At 65.1% G+C, this 23,976-nt stretch carries 17 protein-coding genes and 1 tRNA gene; 3 read left to right on the top strand and 15 right to left on the bottom strand.

Going from position 1 to position 23,976, the window contains the following annotated elements:
* Together ACIBM5_RS03875 and ACIBM5_RS03870 are read right to left on the bottom strand one after the other, a co-directional pair.
* The coding region (locus tag ACIBM5_RS03875) for a tyrosine-type recombinase/integrase (protein WP_396005205.1) at positions 1 to 2,079 on the bottom strand (2,079 nt) is incomplete at its 3' end.
* A 484-nt stretch (positions 2,080 to 2,563) separates the two neighbouring features.
* Positions 2,564 to 3,496 (bottom strand): replication-relaxation family protein, encoded by a 933-nt coding sequence (locus ACIBM5_RS03870; protein WP_396005204.1) that lies wholly within the window; start codon positions 3,494 to 3,496, stop codon positions 2,564 to 2,566.
* Positions 3,497 to 4,152: 656 nt separating this feature from the next.
* Between ACIBM5_RS03870 and ACIBM5_RS03865 the strand changes: the two genes are divergently transcribed.
* Entirely contained in the window at positions 4,153 to 4,797 is a 645-nt protein-coding gene (locus ACIBM5_RS03865) for a transposase (protein WP_396005203.1), read from the top strand.
* Between the two features lie 221 nt (positions 4,798 to 5,018).
* Here the strand turns inward: ACIBM5_RS03865 and ACIBM5_RS03860 are convergent, their stop codons facing one another.
* The 5 genes from ACIBM5_RS03860 to ACIBM5_RS03840 all read right to left on the bottom strand — a co-directional run bounded on the left by ACIBM5_RS03860 (position 5,019) and on the right by ACIBM5_RS03840 (position 13,660).
* Positions 5,019 to 5,756 carry a M48 family metallopeptidase gene (locus tag ACIBM5_RS03860; protein ID WP_396005202.1) on the bottom strand — a complete coding sequence of 246 codons (738 nt, stop codon included), beginning with the start codon at positions 5,754 to 5,756 and terminating at the stop codon, positions 5,019 to 5,021.
* Between the two features lies 1 nt (position 5,757).
* Positions 5,758 to 9,075 (bottom strand): type I restriction endonuclease subunit R, encoded by a 3,318-nt coding sequence (locus ACIBM5_RS03855; RefSeq protein ID WP_396005201.1) that lies wholly within the window; start codon positions 9,073 to 9,075, stop codon positions 5,758 to 5,760.
* Positions 9,076 to 9,115: 40 nt separating this feature from the next.
* A complete protein-coding gene (locus ACIBM5_RS03850) occupies positions 9,116 to 10,339 on the bottom strand; it encodes a restriction endonuclease subunit S (RefSeq protein WP_396005199.1) in 1,224 nt (407 codons plus the stop codon).
* Positions 10,332 to 12,797: an N-6 DNA methylase gene (locus ACIBM5_RS03845; protein ID WP_396005198.1), complete on the bottom strand. Its 2,466-nt coding sequence runs from the start codon at positions 12,795 to 12,797 to the stop codon at positions 10,332 to 10,334. The genes ACIBM5_RS03850 and ACIBM5_RS03845 overlap by 8 nt, the downstream gene beginning before the upstream one ends.
* Before the next feature lie 632 nt (positions 12,798 to 13,429).
* Positions 13,430 to 13,660: a hypothetical protein gene (locus tag ACIBM5_RS03840; protein ID WP_396005196.1), complete on the bottom strand. Its 231-nt coding sequence runs from the start codon at positions 13,658 to 13,660 to the stop codon at positions 13,430 to 13,432.
* A gap of 259 nt (positions 13,661 to 13,919) precedes the next feature.
* On the opposite strand from ACIBM5_RS03840, the gene ACIBM5_RS03835 reads away from it, so the two are divergent.
* Positions 13,920 to 14,001 (top strand) — tRNA-Lys (locus ACIBM5_RS03835).
* A gap of 200 nt (positions 14,002 to 14,201) precedes the next feature.
* On the opposite strand, the gene ACIBM5_RS03830 is transcribed toward ACIBM5_RS03835, so the two are convergent.
* The 4 genes from ACIBM5_RS03830 to ACIBM5_RS03815 form a co-directional block, all read right to left on the bottom strand.
* Positions 14,202 to 15,551: a hypothetical protein gene (locus ACIBM5_RS03830; protein ID WP_396005195.1), complete on the bottom strand. Its 1,350-nt coding sequence runs from the start codon at positions 15,549 to 15,551 to the stop codon at positions 14,202 to 14,204.
* Between the two features lie 121 nt (positions 15,552 to 15,672).
* Positions 15,673 to 16,689, bottom strand: a complete 1,017-nt coding sequence (locus ACIBM5_RS03825) for a ComEC/Rec2 family competence protein (RefSeq protein ID WP_396005194.1) — start codon at positions 16,687 to 16,689, stop codon at positions 15,673 to 15,675.
* Positions 16,690 to 16,736: 47 nt separating this feature from the next.
* Positions 16,737 to 17,453, bottom strand: a complete 717-nt coding sequence (locus ACIBM5_RS03820) for a response regulator (protein WP_396005193.1) — start codon at positions 17,451 to 17,453, stop codon at positions 16,737 to 16,739.
* A gap of 12 nt (positions 17,454 to 17,465) precedes the next feature.
* Entirely contained in the window at positions 17,466 to 19,625 is a 2,160-nt protein-coding gene (locus ACIBM5_RS03815; RefSeq protein ID WP_396005192.1) for an ATP-binding protein, read from the bottom strand.
* Positions 19,626 to 19,941: 316 nt separating this feature from the next.
* Between ACIBM5_RS03815 and ACIBM5_RS03810 the strand changes: the two genes are divergently transcribed.
* Positions 19,942 to 21,156 (top strand): cytochrome P450, encoded by a 1,215-nt coding sequence (locus ACIBM5_RS03810; RefSeq protein ID WP_391583012.1) that lies wholly within the window; start codon positions 19,942 to 19,944, stop codon positions 21,154 to 21,156.
* A 48-nt stretch (positions 21,157 to 21,204) separates the two neighbouring features.
* Here the strand turns inward: ACIBM5_RS03810 and ACIBM5_RS03805 are convergent, their stop codons facing one another.
* Genes ACIBM5_RS03805 through ACIBM5_RS03790 form a run of 4 tightly spaced genes read right to left on the bottom strand, consistent with a single transcriptional unit; the run spans position 21,205 to position 23,936 of the window.
* Positions 21,205 to 22,515: a cytochrome P450 gene (locus ACIBM5_RS03805; RefSeq protein ID WP_391583013.1), complete on the bottom strand. Its 1,311-nt coding sequence runs from the start codon at positions 22,513 to 22,515 to the stop codon at positions 21,205 to 21,207.
* Positions 22,512 to 23,135, bottom strand: coding sequence for an ATP/GTP-binding protein (locus ACIBM5_RS03800; RefSeq protein ID WP_391583014.1), 624 nt, complete (start codon positions 23,133 to 23,135; stop codon positions 22,512 to 22,514). The genes ACIBM5_RS03805 and ACIBM5_RS03800 overlap by 4 nt, the downstream gene beginning before the upstream one ends.
* The gene (locus ACIBM5_RS03795) at positions 23,116 to 23,475 is read right to left on the bottom strand and encodes a DUF742 domain-containing protein (RefSeq protein WP_391583015.1); all 360 of its coding nucleotides are present in this window, start codon (positions 23,473 to 23,475) and stop codon (positions 23,116 to 23,118) included. The genes ACIBM5_RS03800 and ACIBM5_RS03795 overlap by 20 nt, the downstream gene beginning before the upstream one ends.
* A complete protein-coding gene (locus tag ACIBM5_RS03790; RefSeq protein ID WP_391583016.1) occupies positions 23,472 to 23,936 on the bottom strand; it encodes a roadblock/LC7 domain-containing protein in 465 nt (154 codons plus the stop codon). The genes ACIBM5_RS03795 and ACIBM5_RS03790 overlap by 4 nt, the downstream gene beginning before the upstream one ends.
* Positions 23,937 to 23,976 lie beyond the last annotated feature (40 nt).

The following is a 23,976-nucleotide window of genomic DNA, read 5'->3' as shown; positions in this document are numbered from 1 at the left end:
TTGTGGGTTGGGGGGCGGCCGGGGGGGTGGGGCCCCCCCCCCCCTTGACCCCCCCGCGGGGGGGGGCCGGCCCCCCCCCCCCCCCCCCGCGGCGGTGCGAAGGCTCTCACGCCGGTCGCAGCGCACGGACGTTGTCGGGGGTCGCGATCTCCAGGTGGATGATCGCCGCGGCAGCAAGGTCACGGGAGCGGTACAGCCCCTTGGCGTTCGCGCCGAGCTTGACCACAAGTCCGCGGCGTGTTGCTTGCCAGCCTCGGGTATGGGGCCGGTCACCGTGGTGTGCCGTTCGATCGCGCCGACAACGTCACCGTCGTGGAGTACGTGCCAAGTGCCGGGGCGGTCGCGTTCGGCGGCGAGCTCCCATCCGGTCCCGGCGTCCGGTTCGACGCGCGGGTCGAGGTTGATCCGCCGCACGTACGGCGAGTCCGCCTTCGCTCCATACAGCTCCGCAGCCTTCGGCAGGTCGAGTTTCAGCAACGGCCGTGGCTGCTTGCGCGTCGTGTATGCGGCGCTGAGGAACGCGGAGATCGCGTCCGCCGCAGCGTGCTTGGCCTCGTCGGCGACCGACGTGTACGTCTCCCGCGTCAGCGTCGAAGACGAGTGCCCGAGCATGTCCTGGACCACCTTCACATCGACTCCCGCGGTCAGCGCGTGGGTGGCGGCGCCGTGCCGCAGGTCGTGCAACCGGATCGGCGGCAGCTCCTCCTCCCGGGTCAACCGCTGGAACAAGTCCGTGACCGCGGCCGGGTGCAGCGGCGAGCCGCTGTCGTCGGTGAACACGTAGCCGGGTGTCGGTCCACTCCTTCCCGGCCGCGACCTGCCGGGTCTTCTGCCGTTGCCGGTGCACCCGCAACAAGTGCACCGAGTCCGCCGCCAGCGCAACATTGCGCTCCCCCGCATCGGACTTCGGCTTCCCGGTGGCAGTGTCCCACCCGAGTTGCACGATCTGCTCCCCGACGTGCAGCGTGCCAACTCCCATCCGCCCGGCGACCTGGTACCCGAGATCCAGGTCCGCCCAGCGCAACCCGACCACCTCCCCGCGCCGCAACCCCGTGACCGCCACGAGGTGGAACAGCGCGTACAGACCTTGGCCTTCGCGGCACGCGCGAGGAACCGCATCGTCTGCTCCGCCGTCCACACCATCACCGCCGACGGCACCTCACCCGTCCTCCGCCACACCGCGACACGCTCCCGCGTCCAGATCAACGGCCGCGGCTTCGACCCCGACACGAGCTTGGCCACGTTCACGGTCACGAGCTCCTGCGCCGCAGCATCCGTCAACGCGGACCGCAAGGTCGCGCGGATCCGCTGCCGCGACCCGGCATCCACCGGCCGCGCGAACGGCGGCAACTCCGCCAACCGCGCCCGGGCCGTCCGCGCGGCATCGAGATCGCGCGCGTGCCACGCGGCCCGCGCTGCGTGCTGCAAGGCCCGCCGTTGCGCGTTGTTCGCCGCGATCTCCTCGTTGCGGTCCTCGATCGCCGTGAACATCGCGTGCAGGTGCGCGACCCGCAGCCGGCCTAGACGGACGCATCCCAGGTGCGGGATCAGGTACAGCCGCAGATGGGATTCGTACGAGCGCCGCGTCGTCGGCCGCAGATCTTTCTTCCCCGCGAACCACTCGCGCAGCCACTGCTCCACCGTCACGATCTCGTCCACCGGCCGCGTCGACCGCAGGCGACGCCGGGTCTCGTCGTAGTCCGGCAACGGCTCCTTCGCCCGGATCGCCGCCTGCACCAGATCCGCGATCCGCAACCGCGTCGCGACCGGGTCGTCGGCCTGATCGGTGAGCGCCAGCAACCGCACTACCGCATCCATCACCTCCGCGGCCTTCGTCTCCGACGCGTACCCGCCCTGCCTCAGATGCCGCCGCTTCACCCCCGCCGGGGTCGGAACCTGGAACAGCCACCACCACGTGCCGTGCGTCGGCGACCAACTCCCGGACCTCCGGCGCAGCTTCGGACACGACGCCCCCAACTCACGACGCTTGACACGACCATCGGCATCCCGCACGGGGCTGCCGTCGGGATGGAGCAGCGGGGCTTTGCAGCCGCAGCGCTTGAACGTCGTACCGGACACGGGAAACCAACTCCTCATCCGTATGGGCGGATTCATGGGCTCATTAGCGCCAGCGGACCACCCGGACGGGCGGGATCCCCTGGTGCCGACGACGATCGATCGCTCTGCACCCGCCCCGGGTCAAGCCCCGGCAACCAGTACGGAGGATCTGCCGCCCCAAAACGACACCGCCGAGAGCACAGATTTCGGCACGCGCTGCGACTGACGCAGAACCGCCTACGAGCCACGCCGAGAAACACCCTGAACTCCCGGACAACTAAAGGATTTTCGCAACCACTTTGACCGGGAGGGCGCGGGCGCCGACAGCGCCCGCGACACGCCCCCAACACCGCCGCCCTGCCCCACACCCCACCCGCCGCCGACCAGGGCGCGACGCACCCCAACACGGCCGCACGGGCGCGCACCAGGGCGGGCGCAGCGACGTCTGACACGCCCCGACCCCAGCCCGCCGGGCCTGCGACGGCATCGTCGGGTTGCCGGGGCATCACTCTCCCCCGCGCTGCCACCAACCGCGCCGGGCCTGCGTCGACTGCCACACGGCCTGCCGCCAGCCGTACGCGCCAAGCCCCGCCAGTCGCCACCGGTACGGTGCCTCGCCCGTCACTGGCAGCCACAACGCGCGAGCCGGCGAACCTTCGCCGTCCCAGGCACCCGTCGCGAGCGGAACGTCACCGCCCGCGCGGCGGAAGGCGGCCCGCGCGTTCTGCTCCCGGCCCAGGCGGGTGAAGCAGAAGAGCACCAACGCCAGTAGCTCACCGAACCACTCGGGAAACAGCAATGCGTCGTCGCTCGTCCGGTTGAACAGGCCCGCGTAGCCGTCGACCTTCTCGGCCAAGCGCGCCAGCCGCTCGCTGCCCGTGTCGAACTCCAGCGCGAACGCGTACTCGTCGTCGCCTTCGCGCCAGATTCCCACTGCGTCCGGCCGCACGCGGACGTACTGGTCGCCGTCAGGCCGCAGCTGGCGCGCGGTCAGCCACCGCACAACCTCAGCCTCACCGCGCGAGGCGCGGGCCTCCGCGACGAGCCCGGTGTGAAAGCCGTTGACCCCGAGCAGATGCCCCAACCGCGACGTCGACGCCACACCCAACGCGCGGTCACGCCGCGCGCGCCGCACTGCCAGACGCACGTCCTCACCGGTGTCGACCGCGACCGTCGTCGCACCGGTCGCGGTCAACACGAAGTGCAGCGGACGCGAACCACGGTCCACACGCGGACGGAAGCTGTCGACCACGCCCACCTTGACGAGCTTCTGCATCCGATGCCGCGCCGTGATGCCGCTATCAAAGGCCAGCTCTGTGATCTGATGCGTCGTCAACACACGGTGCGTGGACAGCGTCCGGAGGATCAGACGGTCGCAATCAGTCAACTGCGCAGCAACGGCCTGGATACGACGCCAGGAGACCTCGTCACCCGACATGGCACACCGCCAGAGACACAGACCGCGCCTGCACGCCCCGCCCCTCGCCCCGCAGATTGGGGTGGGCAGGGACAACTACTCCAATCAGTACGTAACACCATCGTCCGCCCGATCGCGCGCTGACCAGCAGCGCCGCCGCGCACACCCCCGGACGATGAGGACGTCCACCCCACCGTCCGAACGACCGTCCACCCATCCGTATCGCCGGCATCGTCGCCTCCGTCCGTGAAGAACTCCTCACCCCTTACGGAGGATCCGCACGCCCAAAACGACAGCCGCACACGAAGACGGCATCAACCTGTGACACACGGCATCTCACTCACCAGCCGACCGCCGACCGCGATCGGCACACCGCCGCACACGCAACGACCTTCCACGCGCCGGACGCAACGGCCCTCAACAAGACGACCCGCACACGGCAAGCGAGGCAGAAGTACGGCGCGGCTTCGCCACCGGCCCGCCACCGGCGAGCAAGTGGCAAGCAGGTGGCAGATCTGCCCCTGACCTGCGGGTTCGCTGTCGAGGAGCCCGGGGCTCTAGTTGGTCGGGGGCTGGGGACCAAGAGGGCGTGGCGGCGTCGGGACCGCGCGCGCCGGCGTCACTGGTGACGGAGACGACCCCGCAGCAGGGATGTCGGAGGTGCCGCGCAGCACGCGATGGACGACGTGCCGCAGGCTAAACATCCGGGTCCCGCTACGTCCATTCGCCGACCAAGACCCGCCCACGCTGCCCGAACTGGCCGAAGGAGTCTTCCTGGCCTCGCGCTCCGCCAGCGGCGACGCGCGCCGAGAGGCTCCGGCGCTGCGCCCTGCGACATTCGTTCTCGTTGCCGCACCACGCCGCACGGCGTCTTCGCGGGCGTCGGCACAGCACAATTCGGCGGGCCAGAACGCGTGGAAGGTCGACGCGGTGCTGCGGCCACGAGCTGGGATCACGTCCCGCCACGGGCCACGCGCTGCCGCTGGGGATCGCCTCACCACCGCGTTGAACTGCCGTCGCGGCTCAGGGATTACCCGCTTACCCAGAGGCAGATTCGGCTCGACCAACACCCACTCGGCGACGGCGGCTACCGCGGCACCGGCGTCTTGGTGCCCCACCGACGCGAACGAGGCCAAGACGAACTCCCCGACCGGAAACACGACCACAACGCTTCCCACCGCCGTGTCCGCGCCCGCGTCGAACACGTCTTCGCCCGCATGAAGACCTGGAAGATCCTCCGCGACTGCCGACTCAAAGGCGCCGGAGTCCACCACGCCATGCTCGGCATCGCCCGCCTGCACAACCTCACCCTCGCCGGCTGACCCGGCGAAGAACCCCGATCCACACGCCCCAAGATCAATTGCGGGACAAGCCTTAGAAGCAGGACGCAGAAAGCGGCTCTGACCTGCGGAAACGCCAAACCGCTGCTGGAGTACTAAGCCACCTTTCCACGACGAACAGGCAGGCACCCAGCGCGCTCTGGGAGTGCAAAAGTCCCGACAGTAGAGCCGGGTTCACCGGCGACTCGAACACTCCTGCCACTTCAAGGAAGCCAGAGTGTCGCGCCCAGCTTGTCGAGCTCGCTGCGCCGAGCTACGTAGTTCGGCATGGCACGAGCGACCACGGCCCAGAACTCCTTGGAATGATCGCTCCTGTGCAGGTGGGCGAGTTCGTGTACCAGGACGTAATCGATCAAACTCGCTGGCAGTTGCATCACTGCCCAATGAAGGTTCACTCTGCCGTCGTGGTGGCACGACCCCCATCGGTATCCAAGTCGCCGCACAGAAATGTCCTGCACTGGCGCCCGCATTCGCTGTATCCATGGTTTAGCTCGAGCGGGGAGCCAGGCGCGACCACGTTTACAATACCAGGCGATGAGTTCGTCTTCGGCGCGGTCAAGGCGGTCCCGGCGCATCAAGAATCGCCCGCGTACGAGGCTCACCGGTACCGGAGCCTCATCAACCAGCTTCAACCGGAAGCTGCGACCCAAGTAGTGGAACCCCTCACCGGTCACGAACTCCTTCAACGGCCGGATGGCTGCGTCCTCCGAACGTACGTCCAGTTGGTTGTAGATCCAACGCCGTCGGCCTTTGACAGCGGAGATCAACTCCGCGACATCGATCCCTGCCGGAACAGTCGCCGTAACGCGTGCGTCACGCTCAACCGTCAATCGCATGCTCTGGCGATCCGGCACCACGACGACATCGATATCGAGGCGCCCGACCTGCAGCGGGCCAGCGCGAACTGGGCCCAGCCGCTCGGCTGCAGTGAGTGCTCCCACGTCAGTCGGACCTCTGAAGTGAATGACGGTGGTGGCCCAGGATGTCCAACAAACTGTCCGCGAGGTGGTCAACATGCGAAGGTTCTGCCGCATGAAGGTCAATCAGTACGCGGAACACCGCCGCGCGCAGATCCCCCTGGGCAACTGGATTGAACCAAAAATTCTTCTTTCGCACATGCTTCGTCGCTTCGTCTTCGATCCTGTCCGCGGCAGCGATGAGACGGTCATGCACCTCGTCTGTCAGGACACCATCGGTGACGAGCTCTGACACCATCTCGCCGTACAACGCACGCTCCAACGGGGACCACGCCGCGAGCCTCATATCCCCGTGATCGCTCGTTCCTTCGTGAACAGCGATGACCTTGCCCGTCAAATCCTTGAAGAGGAGCACCAGCTGCTCCCACTGGTCGGCGTAGTCCCGAAGGACCTCCTCCAGCCGCTCACGCAGCTTGGTGTATTCCGCCGGGTCCTCTCCGAGGTGAACTTCGATGTGGCGCCGGATGGCGTGTTCCATTGTCGATGCCTGCGCCTTCGCGCCGCGCAACGCTTCGACCTTGTCGCTGAAGTCTGAGGCGGTGAGCTGACGAGGCGGTATCACCTGTTTCACACCGAGAGCGGTGATGTGCTGATCGATCAGTTCGCGGACCTTCTCGCCGTAAAGGGAGGCGTCGAAGTCACCGCTGTCTTGGTAGCGTGCACGTGCCCACGTGCTGATGAGCGAGTACAGGCGGGCGTCGGCGAGATAGTCCTTCGCTTCCCGCCGTGGCATCACGGTCTCGACGGTAGTGAGGAACATACGCAGGGCACTGTCAAACCGGCTACGCAGTTCATCGTCCACGAGGACCTGGACGCACTCCTCGACGACCTGCTTGTCGCCGATCGGGGTGACTCCGCGCTCCATGAACAGCATCCTCAGGCGATTGCGTCGAGGCTCCAGTCTGGCGATCTCAGCACTGAAGTCGGTTGGCACTCCTTCAGCGTCTTCGGACGCGTACGCGTCCATGGCTGCCTGAAGGTGCTGGGAGATGCCGGCGTAGTCCACGACGAACCCAGCCGTCTTGCCGTGCGCGGTGCGATTAACCCTGGCAATGGCCTGCAACAGGTCCGCTTCCTTGATCCGACGATCCAGGTACATCACCTGTTCGATCGGAGCATCAAACCCGGTCAGCAGCATGGTCCGCACGATCAGGAAAGCGACGGGCTTCTCACCCTTGGCCGACCTGTCAGGGAACGCTTTGAGGAACCTCTCGACGACGTCCTCGTGGCCCTTCTCGTCAGTCCACTGAGCTGTGTCGTCATCGTCATTGTTGTCACCGGAGATGACTGGCACGAAGTCGATCGCCTTGAGCAGCTCCAACTGCCGGTACGCCGCAACTGCGATCGCCTGCTTGCCCGTAAGCCGTTCAGCAGGCTTGTCCCGGACTGTCGACGACAATTTCTCAGCCTCGGCTACCAGTTCATCGCGGGCCTGGAGCAGCGCATCGCGGTAGCGCACTGCGACCTTGCGGGAGTGCGCGACGACTTGGCCTTTGAAGCCGTTGGGCATCACGTTGGAGACGTAGTGTGCCAACATGTCCCGGGCCTTCTTCAGGATCAGGCTGTCGGCGCTGAGCACATCATTGGTTGTGGCGTACCGCTGTTGAAGCTTCTCATACTCCTCGTCGGTCAGTTCAGGGAAGAACGTGGCGAACGCATCATCGAGGTCCTCAGCATCGGTAATGGCGGCCTCTGCGATCCGCCCCTCGTAGATTATCGGGACGATCGCACCGTCTTCCTCGGCATCTGCGAGTCGATACTGATCGATGAACGTGCCAAAGATGCCCGTGGTGCGATTCTTCGCGCGCATGATGATCGGCGTCCCGGTGAAGCCGATCCGGACAGCGTTGGGGAGGGACGCCATCAGATTTTGGTGCAACTTCGAACCGTGGGACCGGTGGGCCTCGTCCACGAGGATCAGCAACGACTCACTGTCGTTGAGCTGTCCCCAGCCAACAGCACGGTCATGAGTGAGGATGTCCGCGGCGGCGGCTTGCTTCACCTTGGCGGCGTCAATCTGCTTCTGCAACATCACGAACGCTAGACCAGCGCCCTGCCTGCGCAACGCTGCGGGCACGCCAGCCGAGCGCTTCACCACATGAGGCTTTTCGCCGGTGAGCTCTGTCGTCTTTGACAGCTGCCTCTGCAGCTGAGTGCGGTCGGTGACAAGTACGATCTTGAACTGGCTCAGCCCAGACGTCGACCTCATCTTGCGCACAAGGAACACCATGGTCAGCGACTTGCCGGATCCCTGGGTGTGCCAGATGATCCCGCCCCGCTGATCGTCCTTGCCATCCTCTTGCTTGGTCTTGCCGGTGAGCAGACGACGAACGGCACGACTTACGGCACGGTACTGCTGGTACCTGGGCGCGATCTTCACCCTGCGGGTGCCCCCGTCGTCAGAGGCAACATCCATGAAGACGACGAAGTTCTTCACCACGTCCAGCAACTGGCTCGGGCGCAGCACGCCTGCAGCGAGGATCTCCTGCGCCCACAGCGCCCCTTCCCCCTTGCCAAGCTCCACTGCAAGATTCGCTTTGGTCAGCGGGTACGGGTCTCGCCAGACGGTGTAGTGCTCAGGGCGTGAGGTGTAGGTGCCGAGCATGGCTCTGTCACCAGTAGTCGCGACCGTGAGCTGGACAGTCCCGAAGAGCCGTTCACTGCCCTCGGCGTGGCTTCCTTCTCCCCGCTGGTTCGCGTAACGGCGCAGCTGGTCGATCGCATTTGAGACCGAGCCGCCATGCATGACTGGCTTCTTGCACTCAATGACAACCATCGGGATGCCATTCACGAACAAGACTAAGTCCGGGACAACCGATTTCTGACCGGAGGTGCCCGGCACATCCATGCGGAACTGCGAGACGACAAGGAAGTCGTTCCGCTCTGGGCGCACCCAGTCGATGTACTGCACCCGCTGATCACGGCCAGCATCCCAGCTGGCAAGCCCCTCGACGGTGGTTCCGCTCAGTAGGAGATCTGTCAGCAAGGTGTTGGCTTCGAGGAGAGTAGTCGGCGGCAGTCTCGTCAGCGCGTTCACCACATGGGACAGACGAGCATCGTCCAGCCACGCGTTACCGTCGGCGTCCAAGTTCAGCTCCCGCAGCTTGCGCCGCAGGACCTGCTCGAGCGCTGGCTCTGAGAAGGAGCTCCTGAGGGACGCCGCCGGGTTCGTTGGTCTCACCGCACCGGGCGTACTGCCCCGCACGTGCCGCCAGCCCATGGCGACCAGCTGTGCGATGAGCGGCTCCTGCACAAGGACGTGCTCGAGGCCCGCCTCCGACACGATGTTCTCCTCCCCCACAGGTCACACAAGTGCAGCGACGCTACCGTCCGGCTCCGACATCCACGCGGACTCGACCCGCGAGCAGATCATCCACGAGAGACCTCTTGAGGCTCCTGAGCTTCGAGATTACGGCTTGCTCCACAGCTGAACGACGTGTCGAGGCATCCATCAAGCGGACCAACATCTCTTGGTCAGTTCGCTCACGGGCGATAGGGACGGTCAGATCACGCAGCTGGTCCAAGGTAATCTCGGAAAATGTCGTCCCCTTCACGGCAGCTGCAAACTGCTCTTGTGCTCGCTTGCTCCGGAGTGCCCACAGAAGATACCCAGGAGCCAAAGCGTCAGACGGTGCAACCCTCGCAGTACCACGGGTAAGATTTACACCGTCGAGTTCTGGGGTCACCATCATCACCTTTCCGACGGTTGCTCGAATAGTCACCACCAAGTCGCCAGCAACTACTCGGGTACGTGCGTACGATTGTGAAATCTCCGGCGAGGTCTTAAGTAGGGAATCAGGATCAATAATATCGCCAGACATATCTCCAGTCCTGATGTACGGGACGCCATCTTCTACATGCGGGCCGGCTTGCACAATTCCGTATCCAATAGGAATCCCTGGCCGCACGCAGTCGCGCAATTGGACGTAGTCATGTCGCATGCGTGACAGCGCCACCGATACCAGGTCAGATGTTGCCTGTCTTTGCTTCAGCTCAACCATTTCAGCATCAAGGATGCTCCGGTCGACCGCGTCAAGGGCCTCCGCGATGCAGCGTTGCTCCTCCGGCTCAGGGAGGTTAATTTCAAGCGAGAAGAAGTCGTCGACCTTTACATTTAGAAGCCCGTGGTTCCGAGCACCCTCCTTCGCGATGCGCAAGATCGAATCATTCATGATTCCGGACTCGAAGTAGTGAGAAATAAACCCAGGATCTGCGCCCTCGCCATTCACTCGGAAACAGATATACAGAGGCGATACCACGCCAGCCTCATATCGTTCCAAGCGTCGGACAACGCCTGCAGGGTACCCTGCGGAATAGCTCTTGTTATACGCGAAGTCCCCGCGCTCAAGGCGATAGTACTGAGAGAGGTCCGAGCTGGCGACTTGGCGGTTAAAGAATTCTTGTTGACTCACAAGTCCATGCTTAGCTGAGATCGTGAGAACGTTTCGGTTGTCGCTCAGGTTTCGCACGGTAATTCGCGAAGCAATGTCCCCCAGACTGCGACGAACCCACCCATCTCGCGTCCCGATATCCTGTCCTTCACGCATAGCCCAGCTCCTTCAGGACCGCGTCCAACTCCTCGGCTGCACGATCGCGCTGCTGCTCCAAAGCAGACAGAGTCACCGCATATTTCTTGCCCCAATGCTGATACGCCGCGATCAATTCTTGGCGTCCTGCCGTCACGATTCGATCCATTCTTGCCCGCAGATCATCTTCCAGGAATTTTAGGACTGTCGCCTGGGCCTCCTCGGCAGAGAGCACTGCCGTGGCCTTCTTCAATTCCTCGACAAATACCGCCCGGAGTCGACTCACCTCACCCTTGGCCGATTTCAAAACTTCCCTAAGTTTACGCAACTCGATTGCGCTGAGGACTTCATCCGGCTCATCATCCGGTTCGGCACCTAGAGTCTTCGTGGGCACGCCAGCCTTGATCTTGCCATCCAGTTCAGCCACGAGTGATTCCGCACTCTCGAGTTGTCCTACATATTCGGGGATCAGCGCAGGCACGATCCGGTGCCGCCTGGCCTTGCGCTGGTCACCCCGCAGTCTGGCAAGCGTCTTCGTGTCGGCATCTTCCGGCTCCTCGAACGCCGACTCAATGTTGGCGACCCAGCGTTGGATCACCCCTTGGAACCCATGTCCAACAAGGCTCTTTAGGTCGTACTGCACGTCGAACCACCATGCTGCGATGACGCCAGCGAGTTGGAAGCGGTTGAGCAGGCCCACAGGCAGCAGGTCCCGTGTGAAGGTAGTTAGAAGTTCCTCACGCGTCCTCATCAGCTCGCCGCTCTTATCTGGGGTAAGAGCGGGATTGATCCCTAGTTCGACAATGTGCGCCACGTGCGCGTCCCACCACTGGCCATATACCAAGTTAAGCCTGCTCTCGCACGGCTGTGCCAGAGCGGGGATTTCCGCCAAAACCGCCTCGTATCCAACTTGAGGAAAATCGAGGTAGTCCGCATCTCGAATGTCAAAAAGGGCAGCTACATCTACGCCGTATGCCTCGAAGGATCCAGACTTTGCCGAGACCTCTGACTTCGGAACACCTCCGTGAAGATGAGCCCGAAGATCATGGGAATCGGGCGTCGGCGTGTTGTCAACATAACGGCGAATATTCAGGTTGTAGTCGTTCTCTTTCAATTCCTGGATTGAGACAACGCGAGCGAACCTGTCGATGTGCCTCCGCTCTCGGAACGCGGTGACGATCTTTTCATCGTGCTCTGGATCAACCATGTTCTGGGCACGCGCCGCAGAAAATTCACGGTCGGCATTAATGAAGAGCACGCCGTCCCGCTTTCCTGTCGGCAGTCCATTCGAGCCGCGAAGTATCAGAATGCAGGCCGGGATGCCCGTGCCGTAGAAGATGTTCGGTCCAACGCCAATCACCGCCTCCAGGCGGCGATTCTCGATCATCCGCTCACGGATCTTGGCTTCTTCACCCATACGGAACAGCACACCATGGGGCATAACGGAGGCCGCCACGCCATCCGGCTCCAGCACAGCGAGTACGTGCTGGATAAACATAAGGTCGGCCTTCTTACCTGACTCCGTGACCCAGCCGTATTCCATGCGCTCAGGGTGAGACATTCCCTTACGCTTGTAGTTTTGAGCGAACGGCGGGTTGGTAAGAACACGATCGAACCGAAGAAGTTCGCCCTGGGCGTCCTCGTGCTTCGGGTCTGCGAGGGTGTCCCCGTGTTCGATACCCTCGCCTGTGACACCGTGCAGCAGCATGTTCATTCGAGCCATAGCCCAGGCGCTTCCGTTCTCCTCTTGGCCGTATACGGCAAGCGTCGAAGCGTCGTGCCCGTGCTCTTCGACGTACTCTTTGGCGAGGATGAGCATGCCGCCGGAACCGCAGCACGGGTCATAAACCGAGTGGCCCTCCTGCGGCTCCACGAGACGGACCATCATGCGAATCACCGAGCGAGGAGTGTAGAACTGCCCTCCTTTCTTGCCGCCCTCGTCGGCGAACTCGCCGATCAGATACTCATATGCGTGTCCCAGGAGATCAGGGAACTCAAAGTCCTCGTTACGCAGGCGATAACGCCCGAAGTGATCGATCAAGTCCCGAACGGCGGTGGCGCTCAAGGGGGAGTTGCCGACCTTGCGGGTGAAGTCGATGTGGTCCAGCACTCCACCGAGAGCGAGGGAATTGTGTTCCTCGAGCTCCCCAAGCGCTTTATTGAGCAGGTCCCCCGGATTGGCCTCACGCGCGTGGTCGGCGATGTAGGACCAGCGTGCGCGCTCGGGCACGTAAAACTCGTTGCTCGCGTAGTAGCTCTTCGCCTCCGCGACAGCCTCGGCTCGACTCTGGGAGTCGCCGGCGCGCAGCCGCTGCTCAATGACCCGCCCGCGTACGTCATCGAACTGGTCGGACGCACGCTTCAGGAACAGCATCCCGAAGATGTACTCCTGGTACTGCGCGGCATCCATCTTGCCCCGCAAGATGTCCGCCGCCGCGAACAGATGCCGTTCCAACTGGGGCAGGGTCAGCCGTGCCACCCGCGCCTCCTTCTCGTTGTCCGCGGCGCACCGACCGAACGCCACCTGGCTGTTGGTCTTTGCACGCTCTCAGTTGCCACTACCGTCTCACCGCATCGCACTCACGACACCGGGACACATCTTGCCGCAACGCGTCGGTCCAGTTCGCCACAGCTGGATGCAGGATGGCCCGCCTACCCAGCCCCGCAATAGCCGCGAGCTTCTGCGGCCCAGCCTGCCGCTGCGCAGCAGCCCGAGCCGACTCCGGCGCGGGCTGTCGGAATGGTCATACAAGACGGTTGCGATCGCTGCACATGACACTTGGGGTTGCGCGAGAGGGTTTCGAAACTGGCGGTCTTTGTCGGTCCTCCACAACAGCGCGCGGCACCAGAGCAGCCGTGCGTGGGCGCCGTCTCAGCCGCTCGTGCACCGCCACTGCACCCATGGGAACGCATCGGCCACGCGCGACGAGACCTGCGACTCGGCTCGACCATGCACGAGAGAGCCGTAGCTAAGGAGAACGAGAAAGCCCAGGTCACAGCGACTGTGACCTCGGCTCCGAGAGAGCCACTTAGTACTCATGCAGCGGTTCGGCGTTTCCGTCGACCGGATGACACTCCGCCCATGCTCAGGCATCCGGGACTCCAGCCCCGCTAGGCTTCGGGAGCATCTGCCGTACCGCCCAGAAGCTGGCCCGGGGGAACAAGACGCTCAAACGCTTCAACACCACCGACGTGCCACTCGAGTTCGGGCTGCTTACCGCTGAGGTCGGCGAAGCGTTCACCGCATGGCGCAAGAACCTCCCCGACCTCGGAGAAGAACTCGCCGACGTCTGCCTCTACCTTGCCGCGCTCGCCCAGATGACCGGGCTCGACCTCGACCACGAGTCGCTTCCAAGATCGAGAAGAACACCCGGCGCACATACGAGCGCAACGAACACCGCGTGCCCATCCGCGCCAGCGACGACTGATCGCGACACACATCCACAGCCGGGCGCGCCGCCCAACCTTTCCGCCAGCAGACCACTTGTCCTTCGGCTCCGGGTGGTGGGAGCGTAGTGGGAGCCGCGGTTCGGGAACGCCGCGCGTACGTGTGATGCTCTCCCGCGTCTGTTGCCGCCCATATCGGAGCAAGATGCGTCCGGCGGCCCCGAACTCGGCACCAACTATACGTATGGAGCTGACTCTTAATCAGCGGGTCCGGGGTTCGAGTCCCTGGCGGCGCACCTTGCGAAACGGCGATGGGGCCCTCGGTTCACCGAGGGCCCCATCGCCGTTTTGTCGTCGTTGTGGGGGCGTGGCATGAGCCAGCGAGCGGCCGTCTGCCGCCGTCGCAGGTGAGCGACAACCAGCAGTACTTCTCCGCCTCGGAATCGGCCGAGGCTGTGCCTCTGGTTCCTCCTTGGGACAAGAACATGCGGACCGGTCATCCAGCCCATGGGATCGCCTTTGCCGCCGAGACCGTCAGATGCCGACAACGAATGCGCTCGTCCAGCCACTTGGCGGTCGACGGGCTGCCGAGCGTGCGCAACAGATCTCGACACTGGCGCACCCCGCGGCCCACCCGCTTCGTCGGAACCAATGTGATCAAGTGGTTGTCAACAGCCAACGGTTGATCACCCAACACCAGAACTCCCGCGCCACGCGGACGTCCGCCGACGCCCTGTCCTGGACGAGAGGTGCGGCGTACCACCACGAACGGGGGCGTTAGAAGTTTCCCGTTGAATCGACGCGTACGCTCAGGCATTCCCATCGAATCCGAGGGAGGGAGTTGGCGTGCAGTCAGATACGGCACCAGGGGACCCTCTCGCACGTCACGATTGTCGACGACGGGTCCGACGGACACGGTAAATGAATCGCCGACGGTCGCAGTACCCTCGTCTCCCGCTGCACCGGTCTGCCATCCGGCATCACGCGACACGACCGCACCAGTACGACGAACCGCCGTCATCGTGAAGACATCGATGTCCGTGTAGTCATCGAACTGCCCGTTCGAACGGATCCCTTCCACAGACACGCGCTCGTCGATGTAGGCACGCCAGGCTCGGTATCTGCTGCCGCTGCGAAGCACATCGGGGAGTACGGCAGTCATCCGTCCTCGTCGGCCGAGCACATCCACCGCCGCCGCAGTGAACAGTGCGGCCGAAGACGTCCTACCAGTTGACCAAGAACAGGCAGCGGGTGCGGCAGCGGGCCCATACGGAGGATTGAGCAGCAGGTGGACCGCCCGTCCGGGGCGCGCCCCGGCTGCCATCCGCAGCTCAGTCAAGCCGTCGCCCTGTGTCAGTCCAGGGAACGCGCGCGCCACTTGGGCCGCGGACAGACCCCCAAGCTGACCACGTTCACGATGCCGATACAGAACGAGTAGCAGAAGACGGAGCCGAGCAGCATCAATAAACGGCTGATGCAGATCGGTTCCTCTGAGTCGGGAAGCCCACCTGTGCACCGTCAGCGCTGGGCTTTCGGCCAACGGCAGCCCGCCGGCCGCAGAGAGCAACAGGTCACCGGCGCCGCACGTGGGGTCCCAAAAGAGTTCCTGTCCATCATGTTCCGACCGCATAAGAGTGTCGAATTCGCGTCGAATCAGTCCTGCGGTGAAAAAGCATCCAATCGCACGGCGCGTTTCGCGAGGCACCAGACGACGTGCCTCGGATGCGGCCTGCCCGTTGAGCGCATGGTGCACGTCGTCTTCGATACGTGACCAGCGATCCGACGCGGCGTCTTCGACGAGCTGCGACAGCCCGAACACGAACTCCGCGTACTTTGCGGTCCCCACCCTCAGTCCCCTGTCCCCAGGTGCGATCCGGCAACATTCACGCCGTCGATCTTCGTGCATCGCATTCTGCAGCATCCAGGGGCCGTGATACACCGCGGTCGGCAATACAGGCTGTCCGAGGTCAGTAGCCCGGGGCGTCACCCACGCGCGGCATCGGCAGGACGGGCGTCCGACACATCGGCGCGTTCACGTGCTGCGAGACGAACAACGCGTGTTCCGGCAGAAGGGGTTCGAACTCCAGTCCCGCGTCGGTCTTGGTCACTGTCAGACTCCCGACACAACAACGGCCTTTGCTGCGACCCGCTGCCTCCCCGGCAGCCAAGTGGTCGTCGGGCAGGGGTCCGGCGAGGCTGTGGCAGTGCCGTGACACCTGTGTACAGGCGATGTGGGCATGCGGGGCGGCCTTGCGTACCGCTGCAACCACGTCAGGATGCGGATTGTTGGTACGCCCGCCGCTGAGAATGGAGAAGACCACCACCTTCGGCGCGACCAGTTGCGTCATTCGTTCGGCGAAGCGTGCCGGGTCGGCGTGACCCGGACGACCTCCATGATGCGGAAACACCAGGACGGGTGCCGACAAGTCGCTCTCGACCTCCTCAAGCGCCCGCAACGCAACGGCGTCGATGTCGGCGGCAAGGAGCACGGCCGGAACCTTGTCCAAGTGCACCTTGACCACGACCGAGACTGTGTTGGCCGTGAGGCGCCCCAACGTCCGATGGCGTTTGGTCGGTCCGGTGCCAGCCATGACGATGCTCGGATGTACGACTTCCAGCCAGGCCCGCCCGTTGTGCAGTTCCTGACCGATCTCGGTATGGATGGCCTGGTGGCCGTCCAGACCCCCCATGCGCTTGCGTGTGTAAATCGCGCGGTGAAGCCTCTCCCAGACCGCCGTGTTCTTGTCGCCGTCCGCGTTGTACCAGACCGTGCCGATGGTCCGAGCATCATCCACGATCACGTTGCCCGCCCCGCCAGCGTGGTCACTGTCGGAATGTGAGACGACTAGGTGCTCGATTCTAATGCAACCCAGGCGCTGGAGCTCGGACTTGACCAGATCGCCCGGCGCCACATCCACGACCGAACACGTCGTCCCATCCCAGATCACCGCGCTGTTGCCGTGCCCGACATCCAGGATCCTCATCCCCAGCCCACTCGTCCCGGGCATCGCAGATGGGGGTCGAACTCCAGTCATGAGGTGAACCAGTCCTCCGGCAGATCGGGAGCGATGGTGATGTCACGGTAGTAGAGGTCGTCGGGACGCTTCGCGTTGCAATTGACCTTCGCTTCCAGCCAACGGCCCTCCAACTGAGCAGCGTTCAGGCCGGTGGCTGCCAGGGCCGGCTCCAGTGGCATCCAAACGCTCTTCTGCATGTGCCAACCCACCACGACGACTCGGGCACGCTTCACTTCGCCGGTGGTGAAGACTTCGAGCACCTCGATCGGAGTCAGGAAACAGCGGCGCTCCTCGCTGAAGTCTCCGCGTAGTTCGCGGACGGTGTAGTCGAGGGCCGGCACGATGCCGTCGGTCAGTTCCGGCTTGTCGACGACGGCCGGGATGCCGGACAACCATCGACTGATCGATCCGGTCTGATCGGTACCGCGATGACTCGTAAGCAGCACAGCCGGTAACGGTCGGTCTGTGCGCTGGTTTGCACGACTGACCAACTCCGCTCCGGTGAATCCGAATCGCCGATCGCGGCTGAGCACGTGGTCGCAGACCAAGGCGTCATAGCCCGCGCAGACGTCGGCCAAGAAGGAATCCACACTCAGTCCGGCCGCGTTGTCACTGAGCGAATCGGCTCTGAAGTCGGCGTCCCGCAAAGTGCCGGCTGCAGCCTCGGCATCCTCGACGTCGTCGTCGAGAACAAGGATCCGGGCCCCTGGGTCGAGTGTGGCTACACCCATGTGATCCCCCGGTCAGGTGTCGGTATCCACCACGTCGGTGGCAGGCAGCTCGATCAGGATACTGGCTCCACCCAACTCCCCTGTCTCTTCCGCTATATGGCTCCCATTGAGATCGGCGACGATGTCCCGAACGATCGTGAGACCAAGTCCGGTCCCGTTGTCCCGCGTGGTTCGGCCGGGCTGCCAGATCTCGTGGACCTTCAGGCCTCGAATGCCGGGCCCGCTGTCGTGTACGGACAGTGCCACGACGGCGCCCTCTCGGCGAGTGCTGATCCGGATGATCCGATCCCGATCACTTTCATCCTCACGAGTGAACGCGTGCGCAGCATTGGCAAGCAGGTTTGACACGATGGATTCGACGTCCGCAACCGTCGTGCGCACTGCGGACTGCCGGGCATCCAAGTCGAGTTGTACATCGATCCGCCCCAGGCGCAGATACGGCATGAACAGTTGCACGGTCTCCCGGCAGGCGACATCGACGTCGACATCCTCCGCACGACGCTTACGCTTGGCCAGCAAGTCCAATGGCAGGCGGGCAAAGGTGTTGACGGTTTCGGCGCTACTGATCGAGCTCTCGATTGGGTTCGCGAATCCGGCCTCGTAGTCTTCGCCGGTGATCACACGCTGAAGCCGCGTTCGCACGGACTTGAGGAGGGTAACGATGCGAGCCGCGGGCTTGATGGACTCGTGGGCGAACACCGCAGTGCTGGTGCCAACCGTCGCCAAAGTCCGGTAGAGAAGTAGGTCTTCGCGCAGCGCCTGGATCTCCTCCTGCTTGGTCGCAACCAAGTCACGAGCGGCGATCTTGATGCGAGCTACGTCGGAAGGTGCGGCTTCGTTGTCGAAGAGTGTCGGAGCGCGGTCGGAGGCCGCTTCGAGGACTCGGTTCAGCTCCTCTTCCGCCGCCTCGGCCTTGTCCCGGGTCTTGCGCACCTTCCCGACACGGCGAGCCTCCCGTCTGTCGAGCCGTTTCTCGGCCGCCCAGTCCAAAGCATGTCGTGCAAACGCCTGTAGTTCGAGGAAGGCAACGTCGTCGACGAAGCCGCTCCGATCCGTCTTCGGCCGCAAGACGTCACCAGGGTCCTCGACCCAGATTCCACCAAAAGAGTTGTTTGTCGAAGGACGCCCCTCGGGACTGCCCGCCCTTCGGACGTTGATGGCAAGCCAGTCGTCGCCGCGATCCCCATACGGCTGCACCCGAAGGCCCCGATGGAACAGGTGAATTCCGCCCACTTGCTTCAACCAGGACTTCAGTCCCTCGGTGTCCTGCTGCACATGGCGAAGCTCGGCTGACGCCCCAGGGTTGAGGTTGAACGTCCAAACCTCCAGGAATGCTGCAGGCGCCTGGAACTGAAGGACAGGGGGCTTGCCGCGTGCATCCTGTGTACGACCGCGTCCCACGTCGGAGTGATCGCCCTGATACTCGGGCTCGCCACGCCAGTTGTAGAGTACCGCCCTGGCCTGGCCGTTCTCATCAAGCTCGGCGACCAGGCGAAACTCGACCGCCTCGGTGAACTGCTCCCAGGGACTCATCACATCGCGCTCAAGAGCGGCGAACCCCGGGGCGTCACAGGTGATACGGAACGTGGTGGCACGCGTCGGCGGCCCGCTCACCAGAAGCAGTCCCCTCGCCAAACGGGACGCGTGCGCTTCGGCGAATCCCTTACGCAGGTCATGTACAACGATTTCAGTGCCGGGCGCCTCTGTCGTTTCGGTGCGCCGTACCTCGTGAAGCACGTCCTCGACTGCTTGGGCCTTGTCGATGCGGTCCCAGTCGATGTCCAGGGCGTATTCGGCACCGGGTTCCGAACACGGCTTGGTGCGGACGGACACACGGTGCCCCAGGCGCAGCGCCGAGATTCGGCCCAAGCCTTTCTCCCCGACCTTCCGCCGCCCCGACCGCGTGTACCGCGCACCATCGTGCGTCTTGCCGGAACTCCCGATCAACAGGAAGCTCGAGGCCAGATCCTCGGCAGTCATTCCGTCGCCGTCATCGACCACACGGAGGCAGCCGCCTGGCTCGCCAGCGTCGGCAAGGCGGATGTGGCAGTTCCTTGCATCCGCGTCGTATGCATTGCGGACCAGTTCCATGACCCCGTAGTCCGGGTGCTGGACGAGTTCTTCACCGATGCGCCGCAGGATCTGCGGAGAGAATCGCAGCGAGTGCCCCATGAGTGCGACTCCTCTTCCTCCGGAGGCCGCGCGTCGTTCCGGCCCTGTCCATGGTCTGCCGGACCAGGGTAGTCGGATCGCGGAACCGGTCCTCCAGAATCCAAGATTCCACTGCCCATGCCCACGCATCGGTCAACCGCGTCGGTGTGGCGGGACACATCCGGGGGCATCGCCACGACCGGAACGCCACGGGAACATTTGTTCGTCTCGGTGAATACGGCACCGCATGGACAGGGGTGGACCCCGGCCGGCGCGGTCCATAGCCTGGACGGGTTGGTTGATGATCTTCGATTGCGTTGTGGGACAAGGGGATTCGATGACCGCCCTGGATGTGCCAGACATACTTTCGCCCGAGTTCGCGGCCGATCCGTATCCGCTCTACCGGAGCATGCGTGACGAACACCCGTTGTTGTGGCACGAAGGCATGCAGAGTTGGATCATCTCGCGCTATGCGGACCTGGAACGGGCTTTCAAGGAACCGGTGTTCACCACCGACAACTACGACTGGCAGTTGGAGCCCGTACACGGGCGGACCATCCTGCAGATGAGCGGGCGCGAACACTCGGTGCGGCGCGCGCTGGTGGCGCCCGCCTTTCGCGGCAACACCCTCCAGGAAACGTTCATGCCGGTGATCGAACGCAACGCCCGGCGGCTCGTGGACACCTTCCGCGAGCGCGGTTCGGTGGACCTCGTGCCGGAGTTCGCCCAGCGCTTCCCGGTCGATGTGATCGCCGACATGCTCGGCCTGGACCAGGCGGACCACGAGCGCTTCCGCGGCTGGTACACGGCGGTCATCGCGTTCCTGGGCAACCTGAGCCAGGACCCCGACGTGGCCGCGGCCGGGCTGCGCACGCGCGAGGAGTTCGCCGCGTACCTGCTGCCGCTGATCGCCGAGCGGCGCGCGAACCCGGGGAGCGACCTGCTGTCCACGCTGTGCCTGGCCGAGATCGACGGCACCCGGATGAGCGACGAGGACATCAAGGCGTTCTGCAGCCTGCTCCTGGCCGCCGGCGGCGAAACGACGGATAAGGCGATCGCGAGCCTGTTCAAGAACCTGCTCGAACACCCCGAGCAACTCGCCGCGGTACGCGCGGACCGGTCGCTGATCCCGCGGGCCTTCGCGGAGACGCTGCGCTTTTCACCGCCGGTGCACATGATCATGCGCCAGCCCGCCGAGGACGTCGAACTCAGCGGCGGCGTGGTGCCCGCCGGAAGCACGCTCACGTGCCTGATCGGCGCCGCCAACCGCGACGACCGGCGCTACGCGCACCCCGACCGGTTCGACATCTTCCGCGAGGACCTGACCGCCAAGACGGCGTTCTCCGCGGCGGCCGACCACCTGTCCTTCGCGCTCGGCCGGCACTTCTGCGTCGGCGCCCTGCTCGCGGTGGCCGAGGTCGAGGTCGGCACCAACCAACTCCTCGACGCCATGCCCGATCTGGCCTTCGCACCGGGGTTCGCCCCCGCGGAGAAGGGCGTGTTCACCCGCGGCCCGGTCGCGCTGCCGGTGACGTTCACGCCGGCGGCCTGAGTCCGGTTCGGGGCGGGCGGGCACCCCGCCCGCCCGAACCGGCCCGGATCAGCCCACGTACGCGGGGGTGAACTCGACCGGAAGGTTCTCCAGCCCGCGCATCCACACCGAGTCGCGCCAGACCAGATCCCGGGTGGGCACCGAGAGGTTGACGTCCGGCAGCCGGTCGAGCAGTACCTCGATCGCGGCGCGCGCGATCACCTCGGCCAACTCGGGGGCCGGGTAGGGGCAGCGGTGCTCGCCGTGGCTGAAGGACATGTGCGCGTTGTTGCCCGCGGCGCCGACGTAGGAGTCCGGCCGTACCTGCGGGTCGGTGTTGGCCGCCGACAGGCCGAGCACGAGCAGGTCGCCGGCCTTGATCTTCTGGCCGCCGAGCACCGTCGCGCGCACCGCCCAGCGGCCGATGAAGTTCTGCGTGGGCGTGTCCTCCCACAAGACCTCGTTCAGCGCCTGACCGACGCTGCGCCGGCCGCCGAACAGGGTCAGCGCGAAGCGGTCGTCGGTCAGCATCAGCCGCAGCGTGTTGCCGATCCAGTTCGCGGTGGGCTGCTGGGCGGCGGCCATCACCACGAGCATGTCCTGGATCAGTTCCTCCTCGGCCAACCCGGCCGGGTGCGCGAGCAGTCGCGAGGGCACGTCGGCGCCCGGCCGTTCCCGCTTGCGCTCCAGCAGCCGGGCCATCGTGGCCCGTACCCGCAGGTGCGCCTCGACCGCGCCCTCGCCGCCGTCCAGGGAACCGGCCAGGTCCTGCACCAGCGCCGGGGTCTCCTGCTCGGGCAGCCCGAACAGCCCGGCCACCACGAGCGAGGGCAGCCGGTGCGCGTAGTCGGCCATCAACTCGGCCTCGCCCACCCCGGCGAACTCGTCGACCAGGTGGTCGGCGATCCGCTCCGCCTGGGCCCGCAGCTCGAACTGGTCCACCGCCGCGAGCGCGTCGCTGATCGCCCCGGAGCGGCGCCGGTGTTCGGGCCCCTCGGTGAACATCACCGACGGTTGGTAGCCGACGAACGGCATCAGCGGCCAGTCCGGCGCGATCCGGTCCCACGCGTGCCAGCGCCGCGAGTCACGGGCGAACAGCTGGTCGTTCGCGGTCACATGGTGCACCTCGCGGTAACCGAGCACGAACCACGCGGGAATGTCGCCGTCGAGCAGGATCGGCGCCACCGCACCGTGCTCCTGCCGCAGCTTGCGGTACATGCCGTGCGGGTCCTGCCACAGCCCCGGGCCGGACAACCGCGCGGCGTTCGCGTGCGAGGCGTCGATGTGTGCCGCGGCCGGCGGCCCGCCGGCCGCGTGCGCCGGGCAACCCTCGGGCGGCGCGGGGGCGTTCGGGTCGTTGAGGTCCGAAGGCGTGGTCACAGGGCGCGCTCCCGGGCGGCAGACAACGTGTAGAGGTGGTTCACCAACGCGATCAGCACGGCCTTGCTGGACTCCCGACTGCGCGCGTCGCAGTCGACCATCGGAATCTCCGCGGGCAGCGACAGCGCGTCGCGCACCTGCTCCAGCGTGTGCTCGGGCGGACCGAAGTTGTTGCGGGCGAGCACGAACGGCATGCCGTGGTGCTCCAGCCGGTCGATCGCGTACCAGGAGTCCTCCAGGTGCCTGGGGTCCACCAGCACGACCGCGCCGAGCGTGCCCGAGAACAGCCGGTCCCACAGGAACCAGAAGCGTTCCTGGCCGGGGGCGCCGAACAGGTAGAGCACCATCTCGTCGTTGAGCGAGATCCGACCGAAGTCGAACGCGACCGTGGTCGTGGTCTTGCCGTCCGCGCTGCGCGCGTCGTCGATGCCCACGCCCGCCCGGGTCATCGTCTCCTCGGTGTTGAGCGGACGTATCTCGCTCACCGAGCGCACCATCGTCGTCTTGCCGACGCCGAACCCGCCCACGATGGCGATCTTGAGCCCGTCACGCGCGGTGCTCGCCAGGGGGGTACGAACGGCCGGCTCGGACGTGGCGAGCTCAGAGGTTGTGGAGTCCAACGAGCACCTGCTTCAGGATCTCGGTATCGGGTAGTTGCGCCCGGCGCGGGGAGGTGCGCGGGTGCCGCGCGGTGATCCGCCCCGTGTCGAGCAGGTCGCACAGCAGGATCTTCACCACGCCCACGGGCAGGCCCAGTTCGGCGGCGATCTCCACGACGGCGGTGGGGCGATCGCACATCCGCAGGATCCGGACGTGCTCGGACTGCATGCCCGGGCTCGGTTCGCACTCGCTGACGATCAGCGTGACCAGGTCGAACGCTTCCTCGTTCGCGTGGGTCCGACCGTTGGTGACCGTGTACAGCCGGTCCGGGTCCCCGCTGTCGACTGGCCGCCGGATCATGCCGATCGGCCGCCTTCGTCGAACTGCCGGGCCGGTGCGCTCAGGTACTCGCCGATCTGCTCGACCAGTTCGTTCATGTTGTGGCCGACCACGCCGGCGTCCGCGTCGTCGTCCGCGATCACCGCGAGGTGGGCGCCCTCGCCGGCTTCGACGATGAACAGGATGCCGCCGTGGAACTCGGTCATCGACTGTCGGACGCCGCCGCTGCCGTCGCCGAACTCGATCGAGGCGCCGTGCGACAGGCTCTGGATGCCGGACGCGATGGCCGCGAGTTGGTCCGCCTGGTCCACCGTCAGGCCCGCGGTGCGGCACAACTTGAGGCCGTCCTTGGACAACACCAGCGAGTGCCGGGTGCCCGGGGTGCGCTCGATCAGGTTCTCCAGCAGCCAGTCGAGATCACGCTCGGGCTGCCGCTGGGTGCCGATCCGCTGTGCGTCGGTGCCGTGTGCTGTTGCGCTCATAGGGCTTCCGAGGTGGACATCCGGTCCGGATGGCCGACCC

Origin of the sequence: Embleya sp. NPDC050493, assembly GCF_044458105.1 — a bacterium.
GTDB lineage: Bacteria > Actinomycetota > Actinomycetes > Streptomycetales > Streptomycetaceae > Embleya.
The sequence above is the reverse complement of the archived record's forward strand: the minus strand, read 5'-3'. Positions and strand labels throughout refer to the sequence as shown.

Bases quoted from the DNA above. Each gene is read 5' to 3' on its own strand.
- ACIBM5_RS03820 (WP_396005193.1), bottom strand. From the start codon at position 17,453: ATGGGTGTAGCCACACTCGACCCAGGGGCCCGGATCCTTGTTCTCGAC.
- ACIBM5_RS03810 (WP_391583012.1), top strand. From the start codon at position 19,942: ATGACCGCCCTGGATGTGCCAGACATACTTTCGCCCGAGTTCGCGGCC.
- ACIBM5_RS03850 (WP_396005199.1), bottom strand. From the start codon at position 10,339: ATGCGTGAAGGACAGGATATCGGGACGCGAGATGGGTGGGTTCGTCGC.
- ACIBM5_RS03795 (WP_391583015.1), bottom strand. From the start codon at position 23,475: ATGATCCGGCGGCCAGTCGACAGCGGGGACCCGGACCGGCTGTACACG.
- ACIBM5_RS03825 (WP_396005194.1), bottom strand. From the start codon at position 16,689: ATGAGGATCCTGGATGTCGGGCACGGCAACAGCGCGGTGATCTGGGAT.
- ACIBM5_RS03865 (WP_396005203.1), top strand. From the start codon at position 4,153: ATGGACGACGTGCCGCAGGCTAAACATCCGGGTCCCGCTACGTCCATT.
- ACIBM5_RS03815 (WP_396005192.1), bottom strand. From the start codon at position 19,625: ATGGGGCACTCGCTGCGATTCTCTCCGCAGATCCTGCGGCGCATCGGT.
- ACIBM5_RS03790 (WP_391583016.1), bottom strand. From the start codon at position 23,936: ATGAGCGCAACAGCACACGGCACCGACGCACAGCGGATCGGCACCCAG.
- ACIBM5_RS03870 (WP_396005204.1), bottom strand. From the start codon at position 3,496: ATGTCGGGTGACGAGGTCTCCTGGCGTCGTATCCAGGCCGTTGCTGCG.